Genomic DNA, 19,974 nt, shown 5'->3' with positions numbered 1-19,974 from the left:
CCACATTATGGAAAGTAATACACTTGCCGCAACTTTTCAACATCTCTGGATTGCTGATGAACTTCTCAGCCAACACAAAGGCTATTTTACTCTTGTTATTATGTGCATTTTTTTGGGGAAGTTGTTTTCCTATTGGTAAACATGCATTAAATCAAGTACACGCACTGACTTTAGTATTTTGGCGCTTTAGTATTGCCGCAACCTGCTTGGCTATCTACTTAAAAATAATTAACAGTGCAAAACCGAGTTTAACGTTCAACCAATGGGCTTGGGTGATTATTGTTAGTGCTGTTGGCGTAGGTGGCTTAAACCTAGGTTTATTTACCGGGCTGGAACATACCAGTGCCGCAAACGGCTCGTTAATAATGGCGCTGAGCCCACTTTCAACCTCATTAATAAGCTCAGTTGCAAAGCGCTCAATGCCTACTGCAGCACAATGTTTTAGCTTAATCGTTAGCCTATCAGGTGTATTATTAGTTATCACCAATGGCGACTTAGCCGTGCTTTTGAATATGCAAATCAATGCCGGCGACAAAATGATCTTTTTAGGTATGTTAGCTTGGAGTTCATACACTTACTTTAGCCAAGGTATCAATCAGTACATGCCTGTATTGCCTTATACTTTTGTTAGTATGCTAAGTGGTGCAACAATCATTGGCTTAATGTGTTTAGTGACCGCCAATGTACACCCGCTTAGCGAACTCAGTAATAGCTCAATGGTAGGTATTTTCGATGTTATTTATATTGGCTTATTTGGAACTGTTGCCGGCTATCTTCTGTGGCTGAATGGCATACGCCAACTTGGCTCAGCGAATGCGTCGTTATTTTTTAACTTCGTTCCGGTATTTGCCATGTTAACAGCATTTTTGATGGGCCAACCAATTACAGAACTACAATTAATTGGCATTATTGTTGTGATCATCGGCTTATTACTGCCACGAATTGTTACCCCAAAACGCATTCCTGAACCTTGTAAATAACAAGTAATACAGCACCAGCTCATGATATATAGCGATGGGTTACCTACAACTCTATCGCTATTTAACCGCGTATTATTTTAGGATAAACAAGTAAGTGTGGCAGTTACTCTTTAAATAGAAAGAGTTACAATAATGCATTAGCAGCACACATAAACACCAAAGAGCAAAAAAATGAAAAATAACGACACCTTTAAAACTATCGCCACCTTAATTTTTAAGCAGCTTTATCAGCAGTTTCCAACACCAGTCAATTTAGATCCGAAAGCTATTATAGAAAGTGCATCAGCAGAGCAAATCGAATCAGTTAAAGGCACAATTGCGTTTCTTAACTACGAAGGCTATATTTTTGCTACCCCAAGCGCGACTTTTTTATTAACTGAAAAAGGCTTTGATCACGCTTTATGTCCAAAGTTTTAAATATTAAATCAATACGTTAGCCTATAGTTTACTAAGGCTAATCACATAAAAAAGCCCTAGTTGACTAGGGCTATTAAATACAATTTACTGTTCTACTTTGTTTTTTTATCTTTATCTAAACGCTTTTGTAAGCTCAATGCTGCATCCGCTGCAAGTATGCGCATAAACTCAGAGCCATTGCTTTGCTCGCCCTGCCCGGCACCTATTACAATTTCAGGCACTAAACGACTATTACCTAAACTGGTGAATAAAGCAGTTTGAATTTTAACTTCAGCTTTTAGTGTTTCATCAAACACATACTTAGGATCAAGGGCTGCCGATTTAGCCCGTTGACGCGCTTCGGCAAGTACATCCATCCCCATCGCTTCTAAGCGCTGCTGTTTTAAGATCTCTGCTTGCTCTTTAGCCAATTCAGCTTTCACCGCTACGCGTTGCTGCGCAGAAATAATTGCATTCGCTTTTACTCGTTCAGCATCAATTTGTTCTTTGATTTTTAACTTTTCTGATTCTGCGCGCTGTTTAGCAATCGCTTGTTCACCTAGAGCAACTTCAGTACGGGCTTGTTGTTCAGCTTTTTTTAAATTCTGTCTTGCTAAAGCTTCATCAGCAGCCGCTTGCTTTTGTGCCTCAAGTCTTGCATTAACCTTACTTTCATAGTCAATATCAATAATACTGGCGTCAACCACTGTAATACCATACGCACCTAAAATAGGCGCATTACGTAATGCATTACCTTCTGAATCCTTTTTGATATTGATCGTGACACGTTGCTGTTTACTCAAATTATTTAGCTCATCCGTTTTATCACGTTCACCGCTACTAATAATTTGTTCAGTCACAAAAATACCATTAGTAAGTTGATCTGCAAAATCTTGGCTTAATTGACCATTACCACCAGAATAATGCTGCTCTACAGACATCATCCGCGCAGATGCCTTTACATTTTCAGTGGTAGCGCGCATTAATAAGTTTGAGATCAAGGTTTCTTGCGAACCAAACTCTTCATGGATCTTAAGTAATCCACGTAAAGAACCAGATTCACCAGCAGGCACATTACCAGGTAACCTAAATCGCGACACCCCTCTTGCACCGCCTGTTGTTGTATCTAAAAATCGAATCGGAATTAGCGGCACAATGGCGCTTGCTGTAGCACTACTGTCGCCAGTAAAGTTAATTGAAATAACTTTTTTATAAGCAGATGTAGAACCAAAAGCTTTTAAATAAGGTCCAGCCTGATCGATAACAGTTAAGTTACCCGTAAATGCCGATTGATGAACTAAACGTTCATCAGCTTCATTCCATGAAATAACTTGCGACATAAGCGTAGCAATTACAGCTAATACTATAAAAATAGCACTCACTAAAATAACATTACGACGACCAAATCGACTTATAAAAGAACTTTTATTGCCTTGAGGGGTTACAGCTTGCTGACTATCCATTTTTATTACTCTCCATATCTAATTTTTTCTTAACAAAGTAAATAATTTCTTGCTCACTTAGTTGCCCGCAAAAACTACCAGAGCGATGCAACTCGATGAAAGTTGTTAAAATATCTTCTTTGCTTTTAAGCACTTCATTTTCGGTTTCTTGGGTTTTATTCTTTTCTGTTAGCTGGGTAATTAACTCATCTACAATCGTGTCTTTATCAAATAACACATTGTATTCTTTAAATTTATTAATCCTATTTTTATGCATGTTACTGTAAATTATATACAAAGCAGCGCACAAAATAATGATGAGTATCGTTATCCCAATAAGGTAAAAAATCATAAAATCTACTTATATTGTTTTAATATTGGGGGGGTTGGTAATAAGTGTAAAAATGGTTTACACCTGTTAAGCCGAGTATTATACAAGGTAACAGGAACAAAATGCAGGTTTTAAAATACCAAGAAGAAATATAATTTCTCTAATTGTATAAGTAATAACATATAAGTGAGTTTTACGGTTGGCTCAGAAGAGAAACACTTTAAAAAACAAAAAACCACGTTGGCTTAGCCTAACGTGGTTTTGTCTTTAATCGTTTATAAAAACAATTATAAAGAAAGGTATTCTTTAGCGCGCGTCAGGTTATGAGAAACCATTTCGCTATCAGCGATTTGTGCCGCTTCGTATAAATCAGAAAGACCAGCCGTATCATTGTTTGCCATCATACGTGACACACCACGGTTGCTTAATGCAAATGATGTTAGCTCGCGAACTTTCATACGTGGACCATTACTTTGCTTTAGCAATGCAATTGCTTTGGTACAAATTTCATCTGCTTGTGCATAATTTTTTGATTTCACATTTAATGCACAGTTATTAAATGATTGTTCTACTGGCTGAGACGCTGCCGCATTATCAATAATCATTAATTTGTAATCACTTTGATCAGCCATAACAGCCGCTGAGCAAGTAAATAATGAGCCAAGTGCGATGGTTTTGATTAGTGAACGTTTCATGATTATATTCCTATTTGGTTTGAGTCGTGTCATATCGTCTGGGTTGCCGACAACTGAACTTTAGAGTGTTGGCTCAATTTCGACAAACGATAAAACTAAACCCGACAGGTGAAGAAAATTAACTTATAGACTTTAGTCTAATAAACGAACTGATATTCTATTTATTAACGGCATTAAATTGTTCATATACGCCTGACAATGAAATATTACTGGACTTGTACGTAATCGCTATTAGTATTGAATATAAGATAAGTTGTGGACTTTATATTTAGTTTCAGCAACTTAATTATAAAAATAATAATTCTCTTGTTATTTTCAAAGTTGAAATCCTCAACTTGGCTAAACGAGCCTCTGATTGCCGAGTCCCAATTATATAAATTAGCTGCAAACATGCTTTTAAGCTCTTTCTAGTCGTAACAATCTGAAAATAAGCAATTGATGATGAATTCCATCTGAGCAATAGGAAAGCTTTAAAGTATAGAACATGATAAAAAGGTAAAAAACATTCGTGGCTAAAGCACACTCCTACTTATAGGGCCAAAAAGCTCAACAACAATTTAAATATTGCTTTTAATTTAGAGCACTGATTTATAAAAGCTTTAACGCTGATACTCGCCCTTGCTTTCTCGACCAAAAAATACGCCAGCAAGCTTAACGCCTACGATAATGCTCTTGTAGCTCGCAGTAAAATTTTTTCGGGCTAAAACTCAACCTACAATTGAATGTATTCATAGTTATGAGTTTTTAAGCAGGCTTTTCTTTTAATGATTAATTAGGTTTCGCAACACTTAAGCCAAGCTACCCGAGAATAGTATGATTACCATCATTTCATCATCCAAACCTATAAACTCCCTCGCCTGTATGCCATAATCTAAATAATTCATGAATTTAGTAACTTGGCGGTATTACAACCGCTTCAAGCTAACTTAAAGGGTTTTTAAATGGCTTATCAAGAGCAAAATCAAGCAACTATTTATTGGCACGATTATAATCAAAACTAGCTAAGAATATGTTTTAATTAATCTTATAAAAATAACAAATATAATTTATACACATATTTATACACACCATTTAGGCTGTGACAAAATAAGAAGGGGCTTCTCAGCCCCCTATCTATTAACCTCTCAACTCTTTATGAATTGAACTACTCTGTTCAAGCAGCATATATAAAAGCGCTCCTAGTGAACTACTTTCCAAATCTTTATAACTATCGTGATCAGTCAATAGAGTTAGAACACCCATCATTTGCGTGTTAACCATAGCTATACTTTCTAATTTATTTTCCATTTTTTACCTTTTAAAAAAATAACTCTTATACATAGTCTATTTGAAAAAAAGACCCATAAATCTGGTCTGAAAAAAATAGTTGTATTCTGGTCATGAGCCTTTAAAGGTTTTCACTTTTTACGAACTATTTTTGTTTACTCTGATAGATACTAACTTTAATTTTCACTCCTCTTGCAATGTCTGTTAACTCGCATAGTACCGTCTATAAAATAGGTTTCAGAAAAAGGAGGATTAGCTTTCATAGTGATGTACAACATTGTTTTATATAGTTACTCGACAATCGGCTCCAATGTACTTTTCAAGCTGCTTGCTGTCGATTTGTGGCCTGTAAATTCTGCTTTTGTTATTGGTGGCCCTGCTCCCTGATCTTTATGGCCGTGGGTTTCTAGGCTTTGGTTTATGTCTTTAACCAGGCTTATTAAATCTAGGAGTACTTGAGCCACGTTTACTGAATTATTTCCTAGCCACACTGTTTTACCTTCCACCTTTGCAAGCTCAGTTGCTTTTGCGTGTAGGGTTTTTAGTGTGGTTAGGTTCATGTTTTCGGTTGCTTCTATGTCTACCTGTTTTTTACTGCCGAGTAATAAACCTTCAAGGGCTATGATCAATGCTTTTTCGCCGACCACTGTTTTTAAGGCGCCCATTACCTCAGTGATTTGGTTGCCGTCTATTTTTGTAACGTCGTGAGTGTCTATGCTGCAGGTGCGTTCATGGTAGTTTTGTTCGCTTTTGCGTGCTGTTGTTTTGCTCGTGTCACTGGTTTGGGTTATGTCGCCGTCGGTGGTTAAGTGCCAGTTGCCGTCGCGCCCTCGTAGCTTACTGCGGTTATTTTGTTGCAAGGTTACGTCAGTCCGTTTGTGCTCTGGCACTAAGCTTTGCCATGGTAATAGATTGGTGATCACTGGGTGGCTGTTTAGGCCATCGATGTACTGTATTAAACACTGCATGCCTGGTTCGGGTTCGTTTAATAATCCGTGATCTGATGCCTGCCCTGTACCAAGTGTTACTTGCTGAAATACGGGCACGGCTAATGGCTCACCTGTTAGCGGATTTAATAGCTGTACATCGGCTGCTTTTAACGGCCTAAATGCAGTGCTGATTGCAGCCCCGTCACCTGGTAACTCATATATTTTTTCAATACGCGCCAATTGCGGCAAGTGTTTACGCTCGTTCAGCTCAGGAAAATAGCGCTGTATTAGGCGTTTAATGGCTTGTTTGACCATCGTATGTGCATCCTGTCGTTGATTAAGGTTACTTCGGTAATGTGTCGGCCATTTAGTTTTATGCCTGGTCTTAATTTTGGTATGGCGATTAGCTCGCCAGTGGTTGAGCTTTTGGCGGTTATTGTGTGCTCTGGAAAATCGTTAATGACTGCCATCGGCCAGCGCGAGTCGTGCCAACTGCCTACAAATATTTTACCGTCAGGGCGCTGCTGAAATATAAAATCATTAATGCCCCATACTTTGCCGATTTGTCTGAGTGCTTCAATGCCGGTACCGCTGTGATAAAACGCTGGCATTATTTGATTTAAATATTCTGCGTTTTCTGGCGTTACAAACTCAACACCGAGTTTTGCCAATTCATCAAGCACAGTGTTTATTGTCGGGTGTCGAACCGCCAGCGGTGCCGGAAAGCTTAACGCGCCGAGTAATTCGCGGCAGGTTAAATACCAACGACCATTGGCTTGGTGCTTTGATTCTATAACGCCGAGAAAATACGGGATCATATTATCTAGCGTGTACCCTAAGTGCAGTTCAACTAATCCGCTGGGCGCTTGCTCTGTGACCACTTCAAACTTTGCACGACCGGTGCTGGCAATATCAAGCTGCACAGTTTTATCAACAATATTGGTAACATGCTGGCCGCCAATTTTTAAGGAGTTTGAAAACCGCGTGGTCATGGCCCTTCGACCTCATTAAATTTATTTTGAATATCGTCGTTACTGGTTGTTGTTTGTGTTATGGCATTTTGGTTTGCTACTGTATCTAGCTGCTGTTGTTCGCGCTCAGAAACTGATTGAACCTCTACGAGCTTAAACGCTACTTGCCATCCGCGTTTGTCTTCAAGTTCAGTTGCTTTCACTTCACCGTCAAACTTTGCTTTACGTATTTTATAGGCTTGTGCGAGTGCATTATTAATTGTGTAAATAATGCGGGCGCCGTTTTCGTCTAACGCTTTTGCTTTGCTGATCAGTAATGCTAAGTCGCTTTCGTGATCAAACGGAACTTTCGTATTAACGGTGAGTGTACCGGGCTTTACGCCTTGATCACTGCTCAATGCAAAGCTACCAAACCCTGACATATCGCCGCCGGCTAATTTGATGCCTGCATTTACACGAGTTTCAAAGCCTGGCACATTCCAACCGTCTAGCGCGATACTCATAACACCTCTTTAATTTGATTAAGTTCGTCCAGTTCGCCAACGAATAAACACAGTGCCCAATAACGATCATCACCGCCTTTACTCGCAACTAAACCGGCTAACTGCTTTGCTGTGCCTGCTGTTATTAATTGCATATCGACACCACTACTTTGGGCAGTAAATTGCGCTTGATTTAGCCGCTTGTCGCGGGCTGTTTTTAACTCTGCGGTTTTGGTTAGTGCATCATCAATGGTAGTAATTAATTGCTTGCCGCTATCGTTTACTGTAGCGAGTTCGTCAGCTATTAGCTGCTCGCGTAAAGGCAATAAGTTTTGCAGAGTATTTATTTGCCATTCAATACTTTGGCCATCATATGTTACGAGCTTGCTTTGCTCTAACGTGCTGTCACTTTTGGCGTATTGACCGCAGGCTATAAACTCAGGGATTGGGCAATAGCTGTTTATCGATTCCAGCTTACTGGCAAATGCTGCGGGATCGGTTGCACTCACTGATAACAATAAACCGCTATAGTTTGCTGGTTTATCAGTGCGCGACGCGTCTTTAATGGCTAATGCAAACAACTGCGCGCCCACTTGCATTGAGCAAGGGGCGGCAGTTTGGTGATAGCACAGCGCTAAGTTATGCATTGTCAGGCAGTGGGTAGCGTGCTTTGATTTCAGTTACTTTATCACGCCACTTTTGTAGTGACTCGGGTGTGCCATCGAATTGTGCTTCCATATACAAAGGGTCTGACTCGGCTTTGTATGCTTTTCGACGCTTCTGCATAATATCGTATGTATTAATTATTCCTGGTTCCATGTTAGTCTCCTACTCTGTAATTACTTTTGGCTGAGGGTCTGATTCAATTTTAAATACAGGCTTATTGAAGTATCCCCAGCGTCCAACTGGAACCTTACCTGCTACAGTAGCAGGTAGTGCGACCAATATTTGGGTTCCAAATACTCCTGCGATATGAGGGCCGTGTTCATAAGCTGCTGATAAATTTGATGCCATATCTCGGTGCTCAATCATTTCATGCCATTTACCATCATTAGGCACTCGTTTTGTGCGTGAATGACCGAATGCACACTCACCTAATAACACTTTTATAAAAGCACCATGAGTTAAAGCAGTTAAACGATTCATAGGTCCTTGAAAAATTGAATAATTAGACGATAAATCAACAGGGTCATTAAATGTGATTTTAATAATATTAAAATCCGTATACATATGTTTTGGTGTTGTGCCTAACACATCATTAAATAATGCTTTTTGCTCTAAAGATCGCTCTGCTGGTTCTTGAGAACGCACAACTGTTTCAAATAACTCCACTACAACTTTCGAATTTCGCAACATAAAACCATCAGGATGTGTGAGGTCACCTTGTGGGCTAAATTCATCAGCGAATTTGAGTTGCTGATTTCTTGTCAGCGCGTAAAAAGGAAAATCCGATTGAATGCTATCCATCAATTGCTGATAGTGGCTATTCGCTTGATTTAATTTGCTATCAATCTGCGCCATTTTTCCCATAACTGTATTCGTTAAGTTGTTTGTAGATTCAACTAAACCACTTATATCTAGTGTGCTCATTTTATTAATCCTTCATACTTTGTAAGGTGTATTCAATATCAAGCAATCTAAGCTCTTGCTTTATCTGGTAGTGCATTCGGTCTATCTGCGAAATGGCTACCACGACTAGCTTGCTGTTAATTGCATCAATCTGTGGGCTGTAATCAAACATCCATGATTGTGCAGGGATAGTAATGCGAGCTAGTGCCGCAGCCGCTGCAAACTTGAGTACAAACGATCGGTTATGTACGTTGTTTACACCTTGGCGTTTGCGCTGTAATGGCAAGTAATCAATGGCTAATAGTGTGCCATCTTTTGTTACTAGACCTATCCAGTTGTAGTCGAAGTCGCCAACGTCTTGCTCAAGTATCACAGCCCAGGCGACGGTATTTGCATCCACATAGCCTTTTGCATCAATGTCGCGTCTGTGTACTATTTGTAGCGCACTGGGCATTTTTTCGTTCGGATTACGCTGTGCGCTTTCGTTCAGATTTGGTACGTTTGCTAATACCAACTCCTTTACATCAAGCCCTTTATTTTCTAGTGCGCGGGCTGTGATGTAACCTTTACCGGCATTGGTCATAATGCCGGTGATCGCTTGGGTCATAATGGCTCCTTGGCGATACTGACACCGCCCTCTTTACTTAAAAATCCATAGTGATGATGTGCGGCAATAACATGCTGTACATCGGTGGTGATTGCTTGGTGATGTGTATTACTTACAAGGTTGTCGCACCCTAAAAATTGATACAGCTGCTCGAGTGGCAATGTGTGTTTTACATCGTGCGTTATTGCATGCAGTGGCGCATGGCTACTTTCGTTTTGCAAATCAGTAAAACCGTGGCTGTATTGCTGCTGGGCTTTATTTTGTGCGGCTAAATGCAGTGGGTGATCAATGTGACAGCTATTCCACTGTACGTGGGTTAATCCTACGCTCAGCGACACATCGGCTTTGTTATGCACGGTCAATTCGTAGCGTCGGCAAGTTCGCCCATAGAGCTGTATTAGCTCTGGTAATAGCTCATTAGCGCTGGCAAGCGTTGTATCAGTCATATCTATGGCGATAATGTCCCAATCTCGGCCGTCGATTCGTTCGCGCACGTTAAGTATCTCTAACCCTAGACGGTCAAAAATACTTTTAACAGAGGCTACTTCACCGGCGTCAATGGTATTAACCAATGCATGCTGTACGCGCTTACGATATAGCTCGATTGGTTCGTCATCTAAGCGGTTTGTTAAACGCTCCCACGCTAAAAAACCTAATACGGGCTCTTCGTTTTGCGATTCGTCTTTTTGGTTTACTGCCCACATAACGTAGTCGCGTGATTGCTCCCAATAGCCGGTGGCCGCTTTTACCAGTTTTTCGGCGTAGCCTTTATTTAACCAGGTGGCGATTTCATTAGCCATTTGCCACCTCGTTAACGATTAATGATGTAAGTACCGGTAGCCAATTAGCAGCGGTTATGTCGTCAATATCGAACTTGATTGATTTAAGTTGACTAAATTGCTCATGGCACTCTGTAATTAATTGGCTAATGCTGAATACAGTTTGATGCGCTACACGTGTGGGTGCATAGGCTGCATTTTGACGAAATGCGGCTTGTATAAACGTGGTTAAATCACTTTGAATAGCAGGGCTATTATCATGCAACTTATACGTTGCGGTAATATTAAACCCAGTGGTCGCCATGGCGTAGACCATAAAGTCGTCCCCTAGGCCGTGGTGGCCTGCGGTACGAATATGCTGATTGATGGCACTGAGTAATGCCGTTGGTACGGGGCCAACGTCTAAATAAATATACGCATTAGCTGTGCCTGGACCACGCGGGGCGTTTACTTCAATAACAATGTTATCGATTGGTACTGCAAAGCTGGAAATAATTTGCTTGTATACGGCGTTAATATGCCAGCGCGCGGCGGTGCCAAATACATTGCGAATACGTAAGCGATAATGCTCGGTGCTCTCATCGTCAGAACCAGGCTTAATTAACCAGTCGTCGTTATTTGTCACTGTGATCCCGTCTTGTTGTTCAGTAAAATAGCGATAAGCATGCGAAGGTAAGTTAAATGCGGCGCCTGTATCGGTGGCCTCAGCGTGTGCATACGCGATGCTTTGGCCATCGCTAAAATAAACATCTTGTAACAATGCAAGCGTGTAAGCTGTATCGCCCAGCATATCAGTCACCACTTGCGTGCCGGCAACGATAGAGGTTTCACCTTCAGTATTGAGTCGCTTGAACGTGAGTATGCCTTGTGCTTTTACGCCCGCTTGAATAAATACATTACGCGCGGGGCCGTGACGCTCAATTAATGCAGTTCGGCTGGCGGTCATAATAAATAAGTCAGGCATTAGCTGCGTCGCTATCCAGTTAAATAGCTGTACAACGGGCTTAGTGATCAGCGCTTCAACGGTTCGCCAGAACGGGCCAAACGGTGAGTTGTTAGCAATTTGGATATTTTGCTTTTTTAGCTGTGCTTGCCACTGCGTTTGCGCAGTTTGCTCATCCAGTGGCAACCCCGCTTTTTGCATCAGTGTTTTAAATTCCACTCGTTATCCCCCCGTATTGGCGCGTTTGTGCGGTGATGCTTAATGTACCGTCGTCATTGCGGTACACATTTATTGTGCCCGGCTTGATGCGGTCGTCTAGCTCTGTGAGTAATTCAATCTCAGTTAAAATCGGCGCTATGCCGTTTTTATTTCGCAGGCCAATGAGCTTTACCAATAAGCCGCTTTCTAAAATTCGGTGCTTTATGTCTTGGCCAATTACATCGGCTTTTTTTAATGTGCTTGGGCTTAACGAGTCGTTTAGTACAAAGTCGTTATCTTCAATCGCTAGATCAATGTGTAGTGCAATATCAAAGTTCATTAGCCAGCTAACTCCATCATTTGCTCAAAGCTTTGCGCTACGTCGTCTGACTTAATCGTTAAGCTGTCAATGTGCACGCTCTTACGGTTATCGCTGTCGCTTGAACTACTGCTGTTATGTGTATTGCTCGTTAGGTTTTGTAAAAACGCTGATTTTTGCACTTTGGCTTTATAGCTATTGCTTTGCTGTTGTTGCTCAGTGCTTAGTTGATCAACTTTGTAAGCACTGGCATTGGCTACGTTGGTAATTGCCTGATCTGTTTTGACCACGGGCGATGGCTGTAATGGCGCTGCGCCTTGATTAACACGGGTAAGTTGTACGTGTTTACTACTATAAACAGGTGAATTGGCAGCGTTAGTAAAATTGTTAGCTGTGCTAACAACAGTATTTTGTAGCGCTGATTGCGGTGCGAACGGCGTTGATTGTGCAATATAACCAGCATAGTTATGTGTAGCTGAGCTGTTTTGTAATGCTGAGTTAATAGCGCTGTTATTTATGTTGGCCGTTGTTGCACTAGTTGAGTTTGCGACACCGTTCGCGGCTGTGGTTACTGCGTTAGTTTGTGTCTTTGCTACAACTGAATTTATGGCACTGTTATTTAACGCGCTGGTTTGAGTAAGTGCGCTATTTGTTTGGTTTGTAGCAATACTGTTTTGTAATGTTGGGTTAATTACACTATTCATTGCTGTGCTTGCTGAATACACAGCATCGTTAACAGCCGAGTTAATAGCGCTCTTATTGATGTTGGCCGTTGTTTCGCTAGTTGAATAATAAGCAGCATTGTTTGCAGCCATATTTACTGGGTTGGTTGGAGCATTCGCTACAACTGAATTTATGGCACTGTTATTTAACGCGCTGGTTTGTGCCTGCGTGTTACTTGTTTGGTTTGTAGCAATACTATTTTGCAATGTTGGGTTAGTTGCATTGCTCATTTCTGTGCTTGTTGAATAAACAGCATCGTTTGCGGCTGCGGTTACTGCGTTGGTGTGTGCATTTGCTACAACTGAATTTATGGCACTGTTATTTAACCCGTTGGTTTGTGCTCGCGCGCTATTTGTTTGCTCAATAACCTGACTGTTTTGTAATGCTGAGTTAATAGCATTATTCGTTTGGCCTGCGTTTAACTGCGTTCGATTTGAATATGTAACATCATTCACTGCAGCATGGTTGGCGCTGACTTTGTTGCCTGGTACTTGCGCGGCTTTGTTAATCACGGCTTGGCCGTAGTCGCGGCTGAATGCTTGATCTGCATTTTGCATGACTAAATTGCTAGGCTGAACACGGTTAATGTTTTCGTGTGTTGAGGTTGCCTCTGTTTTTATTTTTGCCTCTGTATCATCAATCAGGCCGAGTTTTTCAAGCACCCATTTAACGCTATCAATTACCCCATTAAAGGCCGCTTTTACACTATCAAACACCGCCATTAATACTTTGCCCCAGGCGGTATTTTGAAACGCAGCCACTAAATCATCCCAATAATAGATAAGTGCCCCAACGGCTGCGATGAGTGCAATAACACCTGCTACCACCCACGTAATTGGGTTTGCCCAAAGCGCCGCATTAAATAGCCACGTAGCCGCTTGGCCTGCGAGCATAACCGCTTTAAATGTGCCAATGGCAATGGCCGCCGCGCCCATCGTTGCAATGAGTGATAAAAAGCCCAGTACACGCAGTGCGATTAACGCTCCCTGCCATAGTTTTGTTAGTACGGTTAAACCCCCAGTCAGCGCAGCAGTTGAAACGAGCGCCATTTTATACAGGCCCATGGTAAAAATAATGATGCCATGCACCGTGATCAACGCGACGATAACCACAACCAGTGTTGCGATCACGCTTGATAAAAATGGGAATCGCTCAGTCAGTGATACAATGCCTGCAAAGCCGGCGGCGAGCATTTCAACGAACGGCTCAACCACAGGCAATAAGCGGTTACCCATTGCGGTAGCCGCTGCATTAAATGAACCGCCTAAACGATCCCATGGGCTGGCAATGATGTTTGCCATCTCCAAGGCTTTGGAATTGTCTTGCACGTTTTCAAAAACGGTGATGCCATCTTTTAATTTGTCTACTTTCGTGCTGAGTACATCAACGGCTTTTGCACCTTGTTTACCAAATATTTGTGTAAGTACATCGCCTCGCGCCACAGAACCCAATGAAGATAAGCGGTTATTAATACGTCCTAGCACCACATCAATGGCGAGCATGTCGCCGTTATCAGCGGTTAATTTTATACCTAATGCATCTTGTGCTTTGCCAATCCCTTGTAATAAGGAGGCCGCTTGTGTACCAGCCACGGAGCCTGATTTAGCAACCAGTTGCAGTTCGCCCACTAACGCGAATTGTTGAGCCGAGCTTAAGCCAATGTTTGTCGCGGTCGCCCCAAGGTTTGAAAACGCGGCTTGCATTTCTGCACCGGTGGTTTTGTATAGCTGTACGGCGGTGGCGGTTTGCCCTGCTATTTGGTTTACCCAATTCGCTTTGCCCATCTTATTAGCGGTTTTTTCAAAGATACCATACATGGTGCCCATATAACTGGTGATGGTGGCCGCATCCGCCTTGGTCGCTACAGCTAATATATTTGATGTTTTAGTAAACTCGGATAGCTCATCACCATTTAAGCCGGCAATGGCTGATTGAATATCGTAAGCACTGCGGACAAATTCGGCAGAGTTACCACCAAATTGAAAGCCAAATTCATACGATGTTTTAGTCAGTTGTTGCAGTGCGTCGTCAGCTACGCCCAGTGATTGCACTTCGCCCAATGCGGCAACGTGATCAATTGCCGGCGCAAGTGATTTTGCAAGGGCGTAACCACCACCGACGGCTGTGGCTGCGCCGCGCATCATTTGATCTTGAGCGGCGGCGGTTTGCTGGCTCAGCTGATTAATTTTAGCCATGACTTTATTAACCGGCCCAGTGACTTTGTCAATGATGCCGATTGAATAAGTAAGCTTGTCTAATTTGCTGAGTGTTGCCATTAATTACTCGCCGCCTAATGCAGTGCAAATGCCGTTATTTACGGCGGTTACAAAGTTTTCTTGCTGTGATGTTTCAAGGTAAAGCGCCTGTGCCAAGCTCTCGTCAGTGACTGGTAAATTGCCAAAATATTTAGCGTGGTATGCCAGTAACTGATCAAGCCTGCTCTTGCCTATTTGCTTGGCTCGGCTTTCGATTTTTTTACCGTAAAATTAAACTCGGGTTGGTATTCTTCAACAATGGCACCCACTAAAAACAACGCGGCACCCGGTTGCTGTACCAGCTCTTTGAGCTTTTTAGCGTCGGCTTCAACCACTGTGTTTAATAAAAAGTTAGTCGCCGGCTGCACCTTGTTGTTCGGCTGAGTCGAGTTAATGTATTTGTTATAGTCAGCGCCATTGACGTTAAATGTAATGTCGCCAACGGGGGTTTCTAATGTGATGTGTTTCTCAAACGCCATGATCAATACTCTCTTTAATATCTGCTTGCTCTAGCAGTGTGTAGGTAAAATAAGGGCCGTACTTGGCTGCTGATTGCTCACACAAAGCAATAAATTCATCAAAGTCATTTGGGTTTGCAAACACCTGGCAACCGGCTGACCATTTATCAACTTGCGTTGATGTGACCTTGCTGTTTGCGCGGTGACAATTAATGCCAAAGTAACCTTGTTGTAGTACTGCTTGGGGTGTGACGTCCGTGTCTAACTCGGTGTCGTGGTTGTTGTCCCGTAGAACAACAACCGGTTTATGTTGAACAAGGGCGCGGTATTTGCCCTGGTGATAACCCAATGTCCACAGGCTTTTATGCTGCCCTACAATTAGCACGGCTGTGCCATCTACATTCATTGGGTGTTTACGCCAGTAAATACCGGCATCCGTTGTGGCTTTGAACTGCTTTAACTGCCATTCGCTGTTTTGCTGATACAACACACAAATTGCATCGTTAAACGTGTTGGCACGGGTGTTTGCATGGCGAATACCTATAATGTTTAGGTTTAATTCACCCTCAAATACTTTATGCCCACATGCTTGCAGGGTGCTTAGTAATGTTGTGGCAGTCAGTGTGCGAATGGCTTTAGTCATTACAGATCTCTCACTTCATCAGCGGTTAGATAAGGCACGCCGTTAATTTTGACAAAATCAGGGCTGGTGATCGGACACTTAATTGTTGTGGTGTCTTCTTCGCCGCCATCGGCTTTGATGTTTAAAATTTCGTCTAACTGCGGCAAGCAACCAAACGCTTCAACGTTCTTTTTACCGGCGGCTACTTCTGCATTAAATGCCACATCAAACGGTTCAATGCCTTTCCAACTGCCTGCTTTTTCGGCTTGCGCTTGCACTAATAACCAGTTTTCGTGATCGAGTTTTAGCGTTACTTCGCCTTCAACGTCGCCATCAATAAATCCTTTTGGAATACCACGCACTTTTTTAACGGTGCGCCCATCCGTAATTTTGCAAGTGGCTTCCATAACGTGAACCATCGAGCCCCCGATAAAAATATCGAAGTCTTTACCGCCTAATACCTTTTGCATGTTCGCGCTCCTACTCTGCGTTATCTAACATGATCCCAACAATAATGGTGCTGGGTGAATCGATTGGCTTAACCTTAAGCACAACTTGCAACGTGGTCGCATCCATAAACGTGAGGTTAATACTGTCGTCTTTTGGGGCGTCAATTAAACCAGGGAACTTGTCGGCGCCGATGTTGACTGATCGCGCCATATCACGCAGTGGTTTACCCATGATGCGTTTACCAAATTCAATACCGGTGCTGCTATTGTTTAAGCGGCGATTTTTAACGTTTTGAATACCGATGATGCGAACGGCACGCGCGGCTTTATCGACAATGCGGCCTATTTCGATTTTTTGGAAATCACCGCCTTCAGCATCCAGCATGTTTACATCGCCAAAATACGTGCCGTCAAAATCAGGGTAAAACTGCGTGCAACTAAAACGATTTGCATCCAGTGCCGCAGTGGTTGAATTAGTAAGTGGTTTGCCTGCTGCATCAGTTGGGTGTGGCATAAGTGATAATGCCCCAGTGAGTACACGCATTGGGCTATCAGCAATCGTGACTGAGCTTTTACATAAACGCCCTGTTACGCCGCCGAGTTCATCACCAAATAAAAGCGGGATCACTGCAACGCGTTCGCCTACTACACCATCCGTTAAGGGTTGCAGTGCAGTGACTAAATCTGACCAATTTTGCTCAGGCGTTAAACCTGGTGCCGCTAATAAAAAGCGCACGTAACGCGATTGGCCTGACAGGATTTCAAGCGCTTTTGCTTGATAGCTTTCGATTTCGGCTTTACCAGTGACGGGCGTACAAATAACAATGATTTCAGGACTGATGTCTTGATCCATTGCTTCATCAATTAAGGCCATCACATTATCACCGGCGCCATGCGGGATGGCATAGCCACTGACTAGGTCATCGCCGTTGCGTTGCCATGCTTTTATTTGGGTTTTTAATGGTGAGTCGGCAGCGCCAAACAAATCATCAAAATCACTTTGTGCGTTGATTGGTAGAATGCTGCCATTATTTTCGGGCGCTTGGCCTAAAAATAACACGCTGCGCTCTACTTGTTTTGTAGCGCCACTGCCTGTTTGAATGGCGGCAACGGATACTTTACCTTGTGCCATGGTCGTTCCTTTTGCTTTGCGCTACGCCACGTGCATAGCTTTGTTTAAAATAAAACTTTGTTGCTGTTTTTGTTCAGCAACGGTTTGCCCCAAAAAGGAGCGGGCAGGCAAATCAATTTGCCATGAGCTCTTGCCTGAGCTGCCCTTTAAATCACGCAGTAAAAACCCTGCTTGGTTAATACTTAAATGCTCAGTTATCCATTTAATGCTGGGGCGCTTACTGCCCTTCCCTTTGCCTCGCGGTATTGTGTAGCCCTCAGCTATTAGTGCCCGGGCTAAATTTCGCGTGGCTGGGCCCTCTTTGTTTTGTGCGGCTTTACCTTTTGGCTTGCCTGCATCTAGGCTTACACCCTCTTGATGAGCGCGGGCTATTTTGCCGCTGTTGCCACCTCTAAAATAAACCCCTGCGCTATTGGCGCCGTAACGTACTTTCATGTTGCGCTTTAGCTTGGTGAGCATTTTCTTTTTTTTGCCATTTGCTCTGCCTTGCCATGTTTTGCCTACCAGATCACGTTGCCCAGTAATGCGCTCTTTACTGCTTTTATTTGCTGCACGTATTGCACTGCGTAATATGTTGCGGCGTTTATTGGGCTTAAGCTGTAAAAACGCTAATTGTTCTTTACTGCGCCCTTCGTCAAACTTGACGTTAAGCACTTACTTCACCATGCAGTGTGAACGCTTCAGCTATCCACAGGCTTTGTTCACCAAAATCATAACGACTACCGTTTAATTCAAATGGGCCGTTAGGTGTGTGTATTAGCTCGATGTCTTCACATAACTGCTCTATCGTTAGCTCTACTTCGTTGCTGTTGTCGTCGTTTACGTCGGCGCTAAATTCAATGTCGGTGCTGTCATAACGCCCACCATTGTTTTGCAACCAAAACGATGCAAACGCACAGATCAATGCTGCCGGTGCTGCACAAGGGTTTATGCTAATAACCCCTGAGTAATAAAAACGCGCAGCTAATAAGCCGTTGCCATTGACCGTTTTGCTGCTTGGCTCTATGCGCCCGCCTTCTATCCAGCTATCAAACTGGGTATCGAGCGCAAGCTTGTGGCCTTGATATACGGCAGTGGCTAAATGCTGTTTAAGCATTGCTATTTTGCTCTGACTCATAACAGCGCTACCGATAAGTTAGGGCTCAGTGCTTGCAGTAAACGCATGGCGTTTATGCTTTCGCGTTGCCAGTGATCATAATTATCAATTGCAGTTTGGCTTTGTGCTGTTGCGTTGTCTCGGTGCGTACTGCCCAGCTTTGATACCAATAAATGCGCCTTGGCTTTGCTATAAACCGCATCGTTATAAAACATGACTTGTTGTGCGTTTAGTGGCTCACCGTTGGTGAGCACCGCGCTTGCTAGTTCTTGGTTAATTTCACCCTGTGCACGCTTTAGCTTTTCAACGAGCATCGCACTTTTGCTGGCATACTCTTGGGTAACTGCGTAGTGCTCAATAAAATACGCGGTGCTCAATGCTGGGTAATAGCCATTACCTGGCACATCAACATTGATGCTTTGTAAATCTGCTTGGGGCATACCGCTTAAGTTCATATTGCACCTGTAAAACACACATTAAATTGGGTGTGGGCGCCACTTAGTCACAGGGCGTCAAACAACGAATGCTGACGAAGTGCTAAGCTGCCCACCGGCGTTGGAGCTGTTATTCGCTAACGATCCCTTTTAACTGTTTCGTTAGCTTATCGACTAAACCTTTAACCCCTGCTTTGTCGTTAATCGCTTGGGCGTGCTCTGCAAATAACAGTGCATTACCATAGTTGTGCTGGGCTGCATCAACCTTGGCAGCAATGGCGTACAATTTACCGCCCACGACTTCAAGGCCGTTCCAATCTTGATTTTTTACGGTATTGATCAGGCCGCGCAGTACGTAGCTAATATCAAACAAGCCTTGCAACTTTGATTCTGTTAGGTAGTAATTTGCATCGTCATAGAGTTGGTCGATAACGAACGCAGGCCAATGCTTGGTATTAAATACCGTTGGTAGTGGTTGCTTTTGCTCAACCATAAATGGCAGTAGTTCTAACACAGCATCCCAGCGTTTAAGATCAACCAACCAAATAAACACCCATGCTAAAACGGTGTTTGGGTGGCACTGGCCGCTTAGTCGATATTGATTGATGTAACCTAAGTAATCCTGGCGCTCTAACGCTTCAGATTTGTATGTCGCTTTATCTGCAATATCTGTAAATGTTTTTAGTTGAGCTAAGTCAGATTCGATGGCCGCTGCATAAAGCTGGTACTCGGTTTGCGTAGTGATAGTGGTTGGCGCATGGGTGTTCGTGGCTGTTGCCGCGACCGTTGGCGCTTTTTTGTCAGTGCTTGTTGGTACGCTGCTTGCTGCTTTGGCTAATGATTTTTTGACTAAGCTCATTTAAAAACACTCTTTAATTTTGTGAAAAAAAGCCGCCCC

26 protein-coding genes are annotated in these 19,974 nt (G+C 42.8%); 2 read left to right on the top strand and 24 right to left on the bottom strand.

Annotated features, from left to right (window positions below; translation table 11 throughout):
- Nucleotides 1-56 precede the first annotated feature (56 nt).
- Both H5158_RS00345 and H5158_RS00340 read left to right on the top strand, forming a co-directional pair.
- The gene (locus tag H5158_RS00345; protein ID WP_182739213.1) at nt 57-980 is read left to right on the top strand and encodes a DMT family transporter; all 924 of its coding nucleotides are present in this window, start codon (nt 57-59) and stop codon (nt 978-980) included.
- A gap of 171 nt (nt 981-1,151) precedes the next feature.
- Nucleotides 1,152-1,397: a hypothetical protein gene (locus tag H5158_RS00340; RefSeq protein WP_145233036.1), complete on the top strand. Its 246-nt coding sequence runs from the start codon at nt 1,152-1,154 to the stop codon at nt 1,395-1,397.
- Between the two features lie 92 nt (nt 1,398-1,489).
- Here the strand turns inward: H5158_RS00340 and H5158_RS00335 are convergent, their stop codons facing one another.
- The 24 genes from H5158_RS00335 to gpM form a co-directional block, all read right to left on the bottom strand.
- Nucleotides 1,490-2,839: an SPFH domain-containing protein gene (locus H5158_RS00335; protein WP_149980966.1), complete on the bottom strand. Its 1,350-nt coding sequence runs from the start codon at nt 2,837-2,839 to the stop codon at nt 1,490-1,492.
- A complete protein-coding gene (locus H5158_RS00330; RefSeq protein WP_182739212.1) occupies nt 2,832-3,170 on the bottom strand; it encodes a methanolan biosynthesis protein EpsI in 339 nt (112 codons plus the stop codon). The genes H5158_RS00335 and H5158_RS00330 overlap by 8 nt, the downstream gene beginning before the upstream one ends.
- 266 nt (nt 3,171-3,436) lie before the next feature.
- Nucleotides 3,437-3,844: a hypothetical protein gene (locus H5158_RS00325; protein ID WP_149980964.1), complete on the bottom strand. Its 408-nt coding sequence runs from the start codon at nt 3,842-3,844 to the stop codon at nt 3,437-3,439.
- 1,116 nt (nt 3,845-4,960) lie between these two features.
- The gene (locus H5158_RS00320) at nt 4,961-5,131 is read right to left on the bottom strand and encodes a hypothetical protein (protein ID WP_182739211.1); all 171 of its coding nucleotides are present in this window, start codon (nt 5,129-5,131) and stop codon (nt 4,961-4,963) included.
- A gap of 269 nt (nt 5,132-5,400) precedes the next feature.
- Nucleotides 5,401-6,354: a hypothetical protein gene (locus H5158_RS00315; protein ID WP_182739210.1), complete on the bottom strand. Its 954-nt coding sequence runs from the start codon at nt 6,352-6,354 to the stop codon at nt 5,401-5,403.
- Nucleotides 6,327-7,031, bottom strand: a complete 705-nt coding sequence (locus H5158_RS00310; protein ID WP_182739209.1) for a hypothetical protein — start codon at nt 7,029-7,031, stop codon at nt 6,327-6,329. Before H5158_RS00310 ends, H5158_RS00315 begins: the two co-directional genes overlap by 28 nt.
- Nucleotides 7,028-7,513 carry a hypothetical protein gene (locus H5158_RS00305; protein WP_182739208.1) on the bottom strand — a complete coding sequence of 162 codons (486 nt, stop codon included), beginning with the start codon at nt 7,511-7,513 and terminating at the stop codon, nt 7,028-7,030. The genes H5158_RS00310 and H5158_RS00305 overlap by 4 nt, the downstream gene beginning before the upstream one ends.
- Nucleotides 7,510-8,139, bottom strand: a complete 630-nt coding sequence (locus tag H5158_RS00300) for a hypothetical protein (RefSeq protein ID WP_182739207.1) — start codon at nt 8,137-8,139, stop codon at nt 7,510-7,512. The genes H5158_RS00305 and H5158_RS00300 overlap by 4 nt, the downstream gene beginning before the upstream one ends.
- Nucleotides 8,132-8,311: a hypothetical protein gene (locus H5158_RS00295; RefSeq protein ID WP_182739279.1), complete on the bottom strand. Its 180-nt coding sequence runs from the start codon at nt 8,309-8,311 to the stop codon at nt 8,132-8,134. Before H5158_RS00295 ends, H5158_RS00300 begins: the two co-directional genes overlap by 8 nt.
- Before the next feature lie 9 nt (nt 8,312-8,320).
- A complete protein-coding gene (locus H5158_RS00290) occupies nt 8,321-9,082 on the bottom strand; it encodes a hypothetical protein (RefSeq protein WP_182739206.1) in 762 nt (253 codons plus the stop codon).
- Nucleotides 9,083-9,086: 4 nt separating this feature from the next.
- The gene (locus tag H5158_RS00285; RefSeq protein ID WP_182739205.1) at nt 9,087-9,668 is read right to left on the bottom strand and encodes a phage tail protein; all 582 of its coding nucleotides are present in this window, start codon (nt 9,666-9,668) and stop codon (nt 9,087-9,089) included.
- Nucleotides 9,665-10,468, bottom strand: coding sequence for a hypothetical protein (locus H5158_RS00280; protein WP_182739204.1), 804 nt, complete (start codon nt 10,466-10,468; stop codon nt 9,665-9,667). Before H5158_RS00280 ends, H5158_RS00285 begins: the two co-directional genes overlap by 4 nt.
- Nucleotides 10,461-11,609, bottom strand: coding sequence for a baseplate J/gp47 family protein (locus H5158_RS00275; RefSeq protein WP_182739203.1), 1,149 nt, complete (start codon nt 11,607-11,609; stop codon nt 10,461-10,463). Before H5158_RS00275 ends, H5158_RS00280 begins: the two co-directional genes overlap by 8 nt.
- A complete protein-coding gene (locus H5158_RS00270; RefSeq protein WP_182739202.1) occupies nt 11,599-11,928 on the bottom strand; it encodes a DUF2590 family protein in 330 nt (109 codons plus the stop codon). Before H5158_RS00270 ends, H5158_RS00275 begins: the two co-directional genes overlap by 11 nt.
- Nucleotides 11,928-14,906: a phage tail tape measure protein gene (locus H5158_RS00265; RefSeq protein WP_182739201.1), complete on the bottom strand. Its 2,979-nt coding sequence runs from the start codon at nt 14,904-14,906 to the stop codon at nt 11,928-11,930. The genes H5158_RS00270 and H5158_RS00265 overlap by 1 nt, the downstream gene beginning before the upstream one ends.
- A 3-nt stretch (nt 14,907-14,909) precedes the next feature.
- On the bottom strand, nt 14,910-15,053 hold the full coding sequence (locus H5158_RS23725) for a DUF6890 family protein (protein ID WP_409076818.1): 144 nt from the start codon (nt 15,051-15,053) through the stop codon (nt 14,910-14,912).
- A 23-nt stretch (nt 15,054-15,076) separates the two neighbouring features.
- The gene (locus tag H5158_RS00260; protein WP_064436107.1) at nt 15,077-15,364 is read right to left on the bottom strand and encodes a putative phage tail assembly chaperone; all 288 of its coding nucleotides are present in this window, start codon (nt 15,362-15,364) and stop codon (nt 15,077-15,079) included.
- Nucleotides 15,354-15,986, bottom strand: coding sequence for a hypothetical protein (locus tag H5158_RS00255; RefSeq protein ID WP_182739200.1), 633 nt, complete (start codon nt 15,984-15,986; stop codon nt 15,354-15,356). Before H5158_RS00255 ends, H5158_RS00260 begins: the two co-directional genes overlap by 11 nt.
- Entirely contained in the window at nt 15,986-16,435 is a 450-nt protein-coding gene (locus H5158_RS00250) for a phage protein (protein ID WP_182739199.1), read from the bottom strand. The genes H5158_RS00255 and H5158_RS00250 overlap by 1 nt, the downstream gene beginning before the upstream one ends.
- 10 nt (nt 16,436-16,445) lie before the next feature.
- A complete protein-coding gene (locus H5158_RS00245; protein WP_182739198.1) occupies nt 16,446-17,546 on the bottom strand; it encodes a DUF2586 domain-containing protein in 1,101 nt (366 codons plus the stop codon).
- A 21-nt stretch (nt 17,547-17,567) separates the two neighbouring features.
- Nucleotides 17,568-18,200: a phage virion morphogenesis protein gene (locus H5158_RS00240; RefSeq protein WP_182739197.1), complete on the bottom strand. Its 633-nt coding sequence runs from the start codon at nt 18,198-18,200 to the stop codon at nt 17,568-17,570.
- Nucleotides 18,193-18,663 (bottom strand): phage tail protein, encoded by a 471-nt coding sequence (locus H5158_RS00235; RefSeq protein WP_182719424.1) that lies wholly within the window; start codon nt 18,661-18,663, stop codon nt 18,193-18,195. The genes H5158_RS00240 and H5158_RS00235 overlap by 8 nt, the downstream gene beginning before the upstream one ends.
- Nucleotides 18,660-19,097 carry a phage head protein gene (locus tag H5158_RS00230; protein ID WP_182739196.1) on the bottom strand — a complete coding sequence of 146 codons (438 nt, stop codon included), beginning with the start codon at nt 19,095-19,097 and terminating at the stop codon, nt 18,660-18,662. The genes H5158_RS00235 and H5158_RS00230 overlap by 4 nt, the downstream gene beginning before the upstream one ends.
- A gap of 109 nt (nt 19,098-19,206) precedes the next feature.
- Nucleotides 19,207-19,935 (bottom strand): phage terminase small subunit, encoded by a 729-nt coding sequence (gene gpM / locus H5158_RS00225; protein WP_182739195.1) that lies wholly within the window; start codon nt 19,933-19,935, stop codon nt 19,207-19,209.
- Nucleotides 19,936-19,974 lie beyond the last annotated feature (39 nt).

This window comes from Pseudoalteromonas sp. SR45-6 (assembly GCF_014163545.1).
Classification (GTDB): Bacteria; Pseudomonadota; Gammaproteobacteria; order Enterobacterales; family Alteromonadaceae; genus Pseudoalteromonas; species Pseudoalteromonas rhizosphaerae.
Note: the sequence above shows the minus strand (reverse complement) of the source record. Positions and strands in the feature narration are given on the sequence as shown.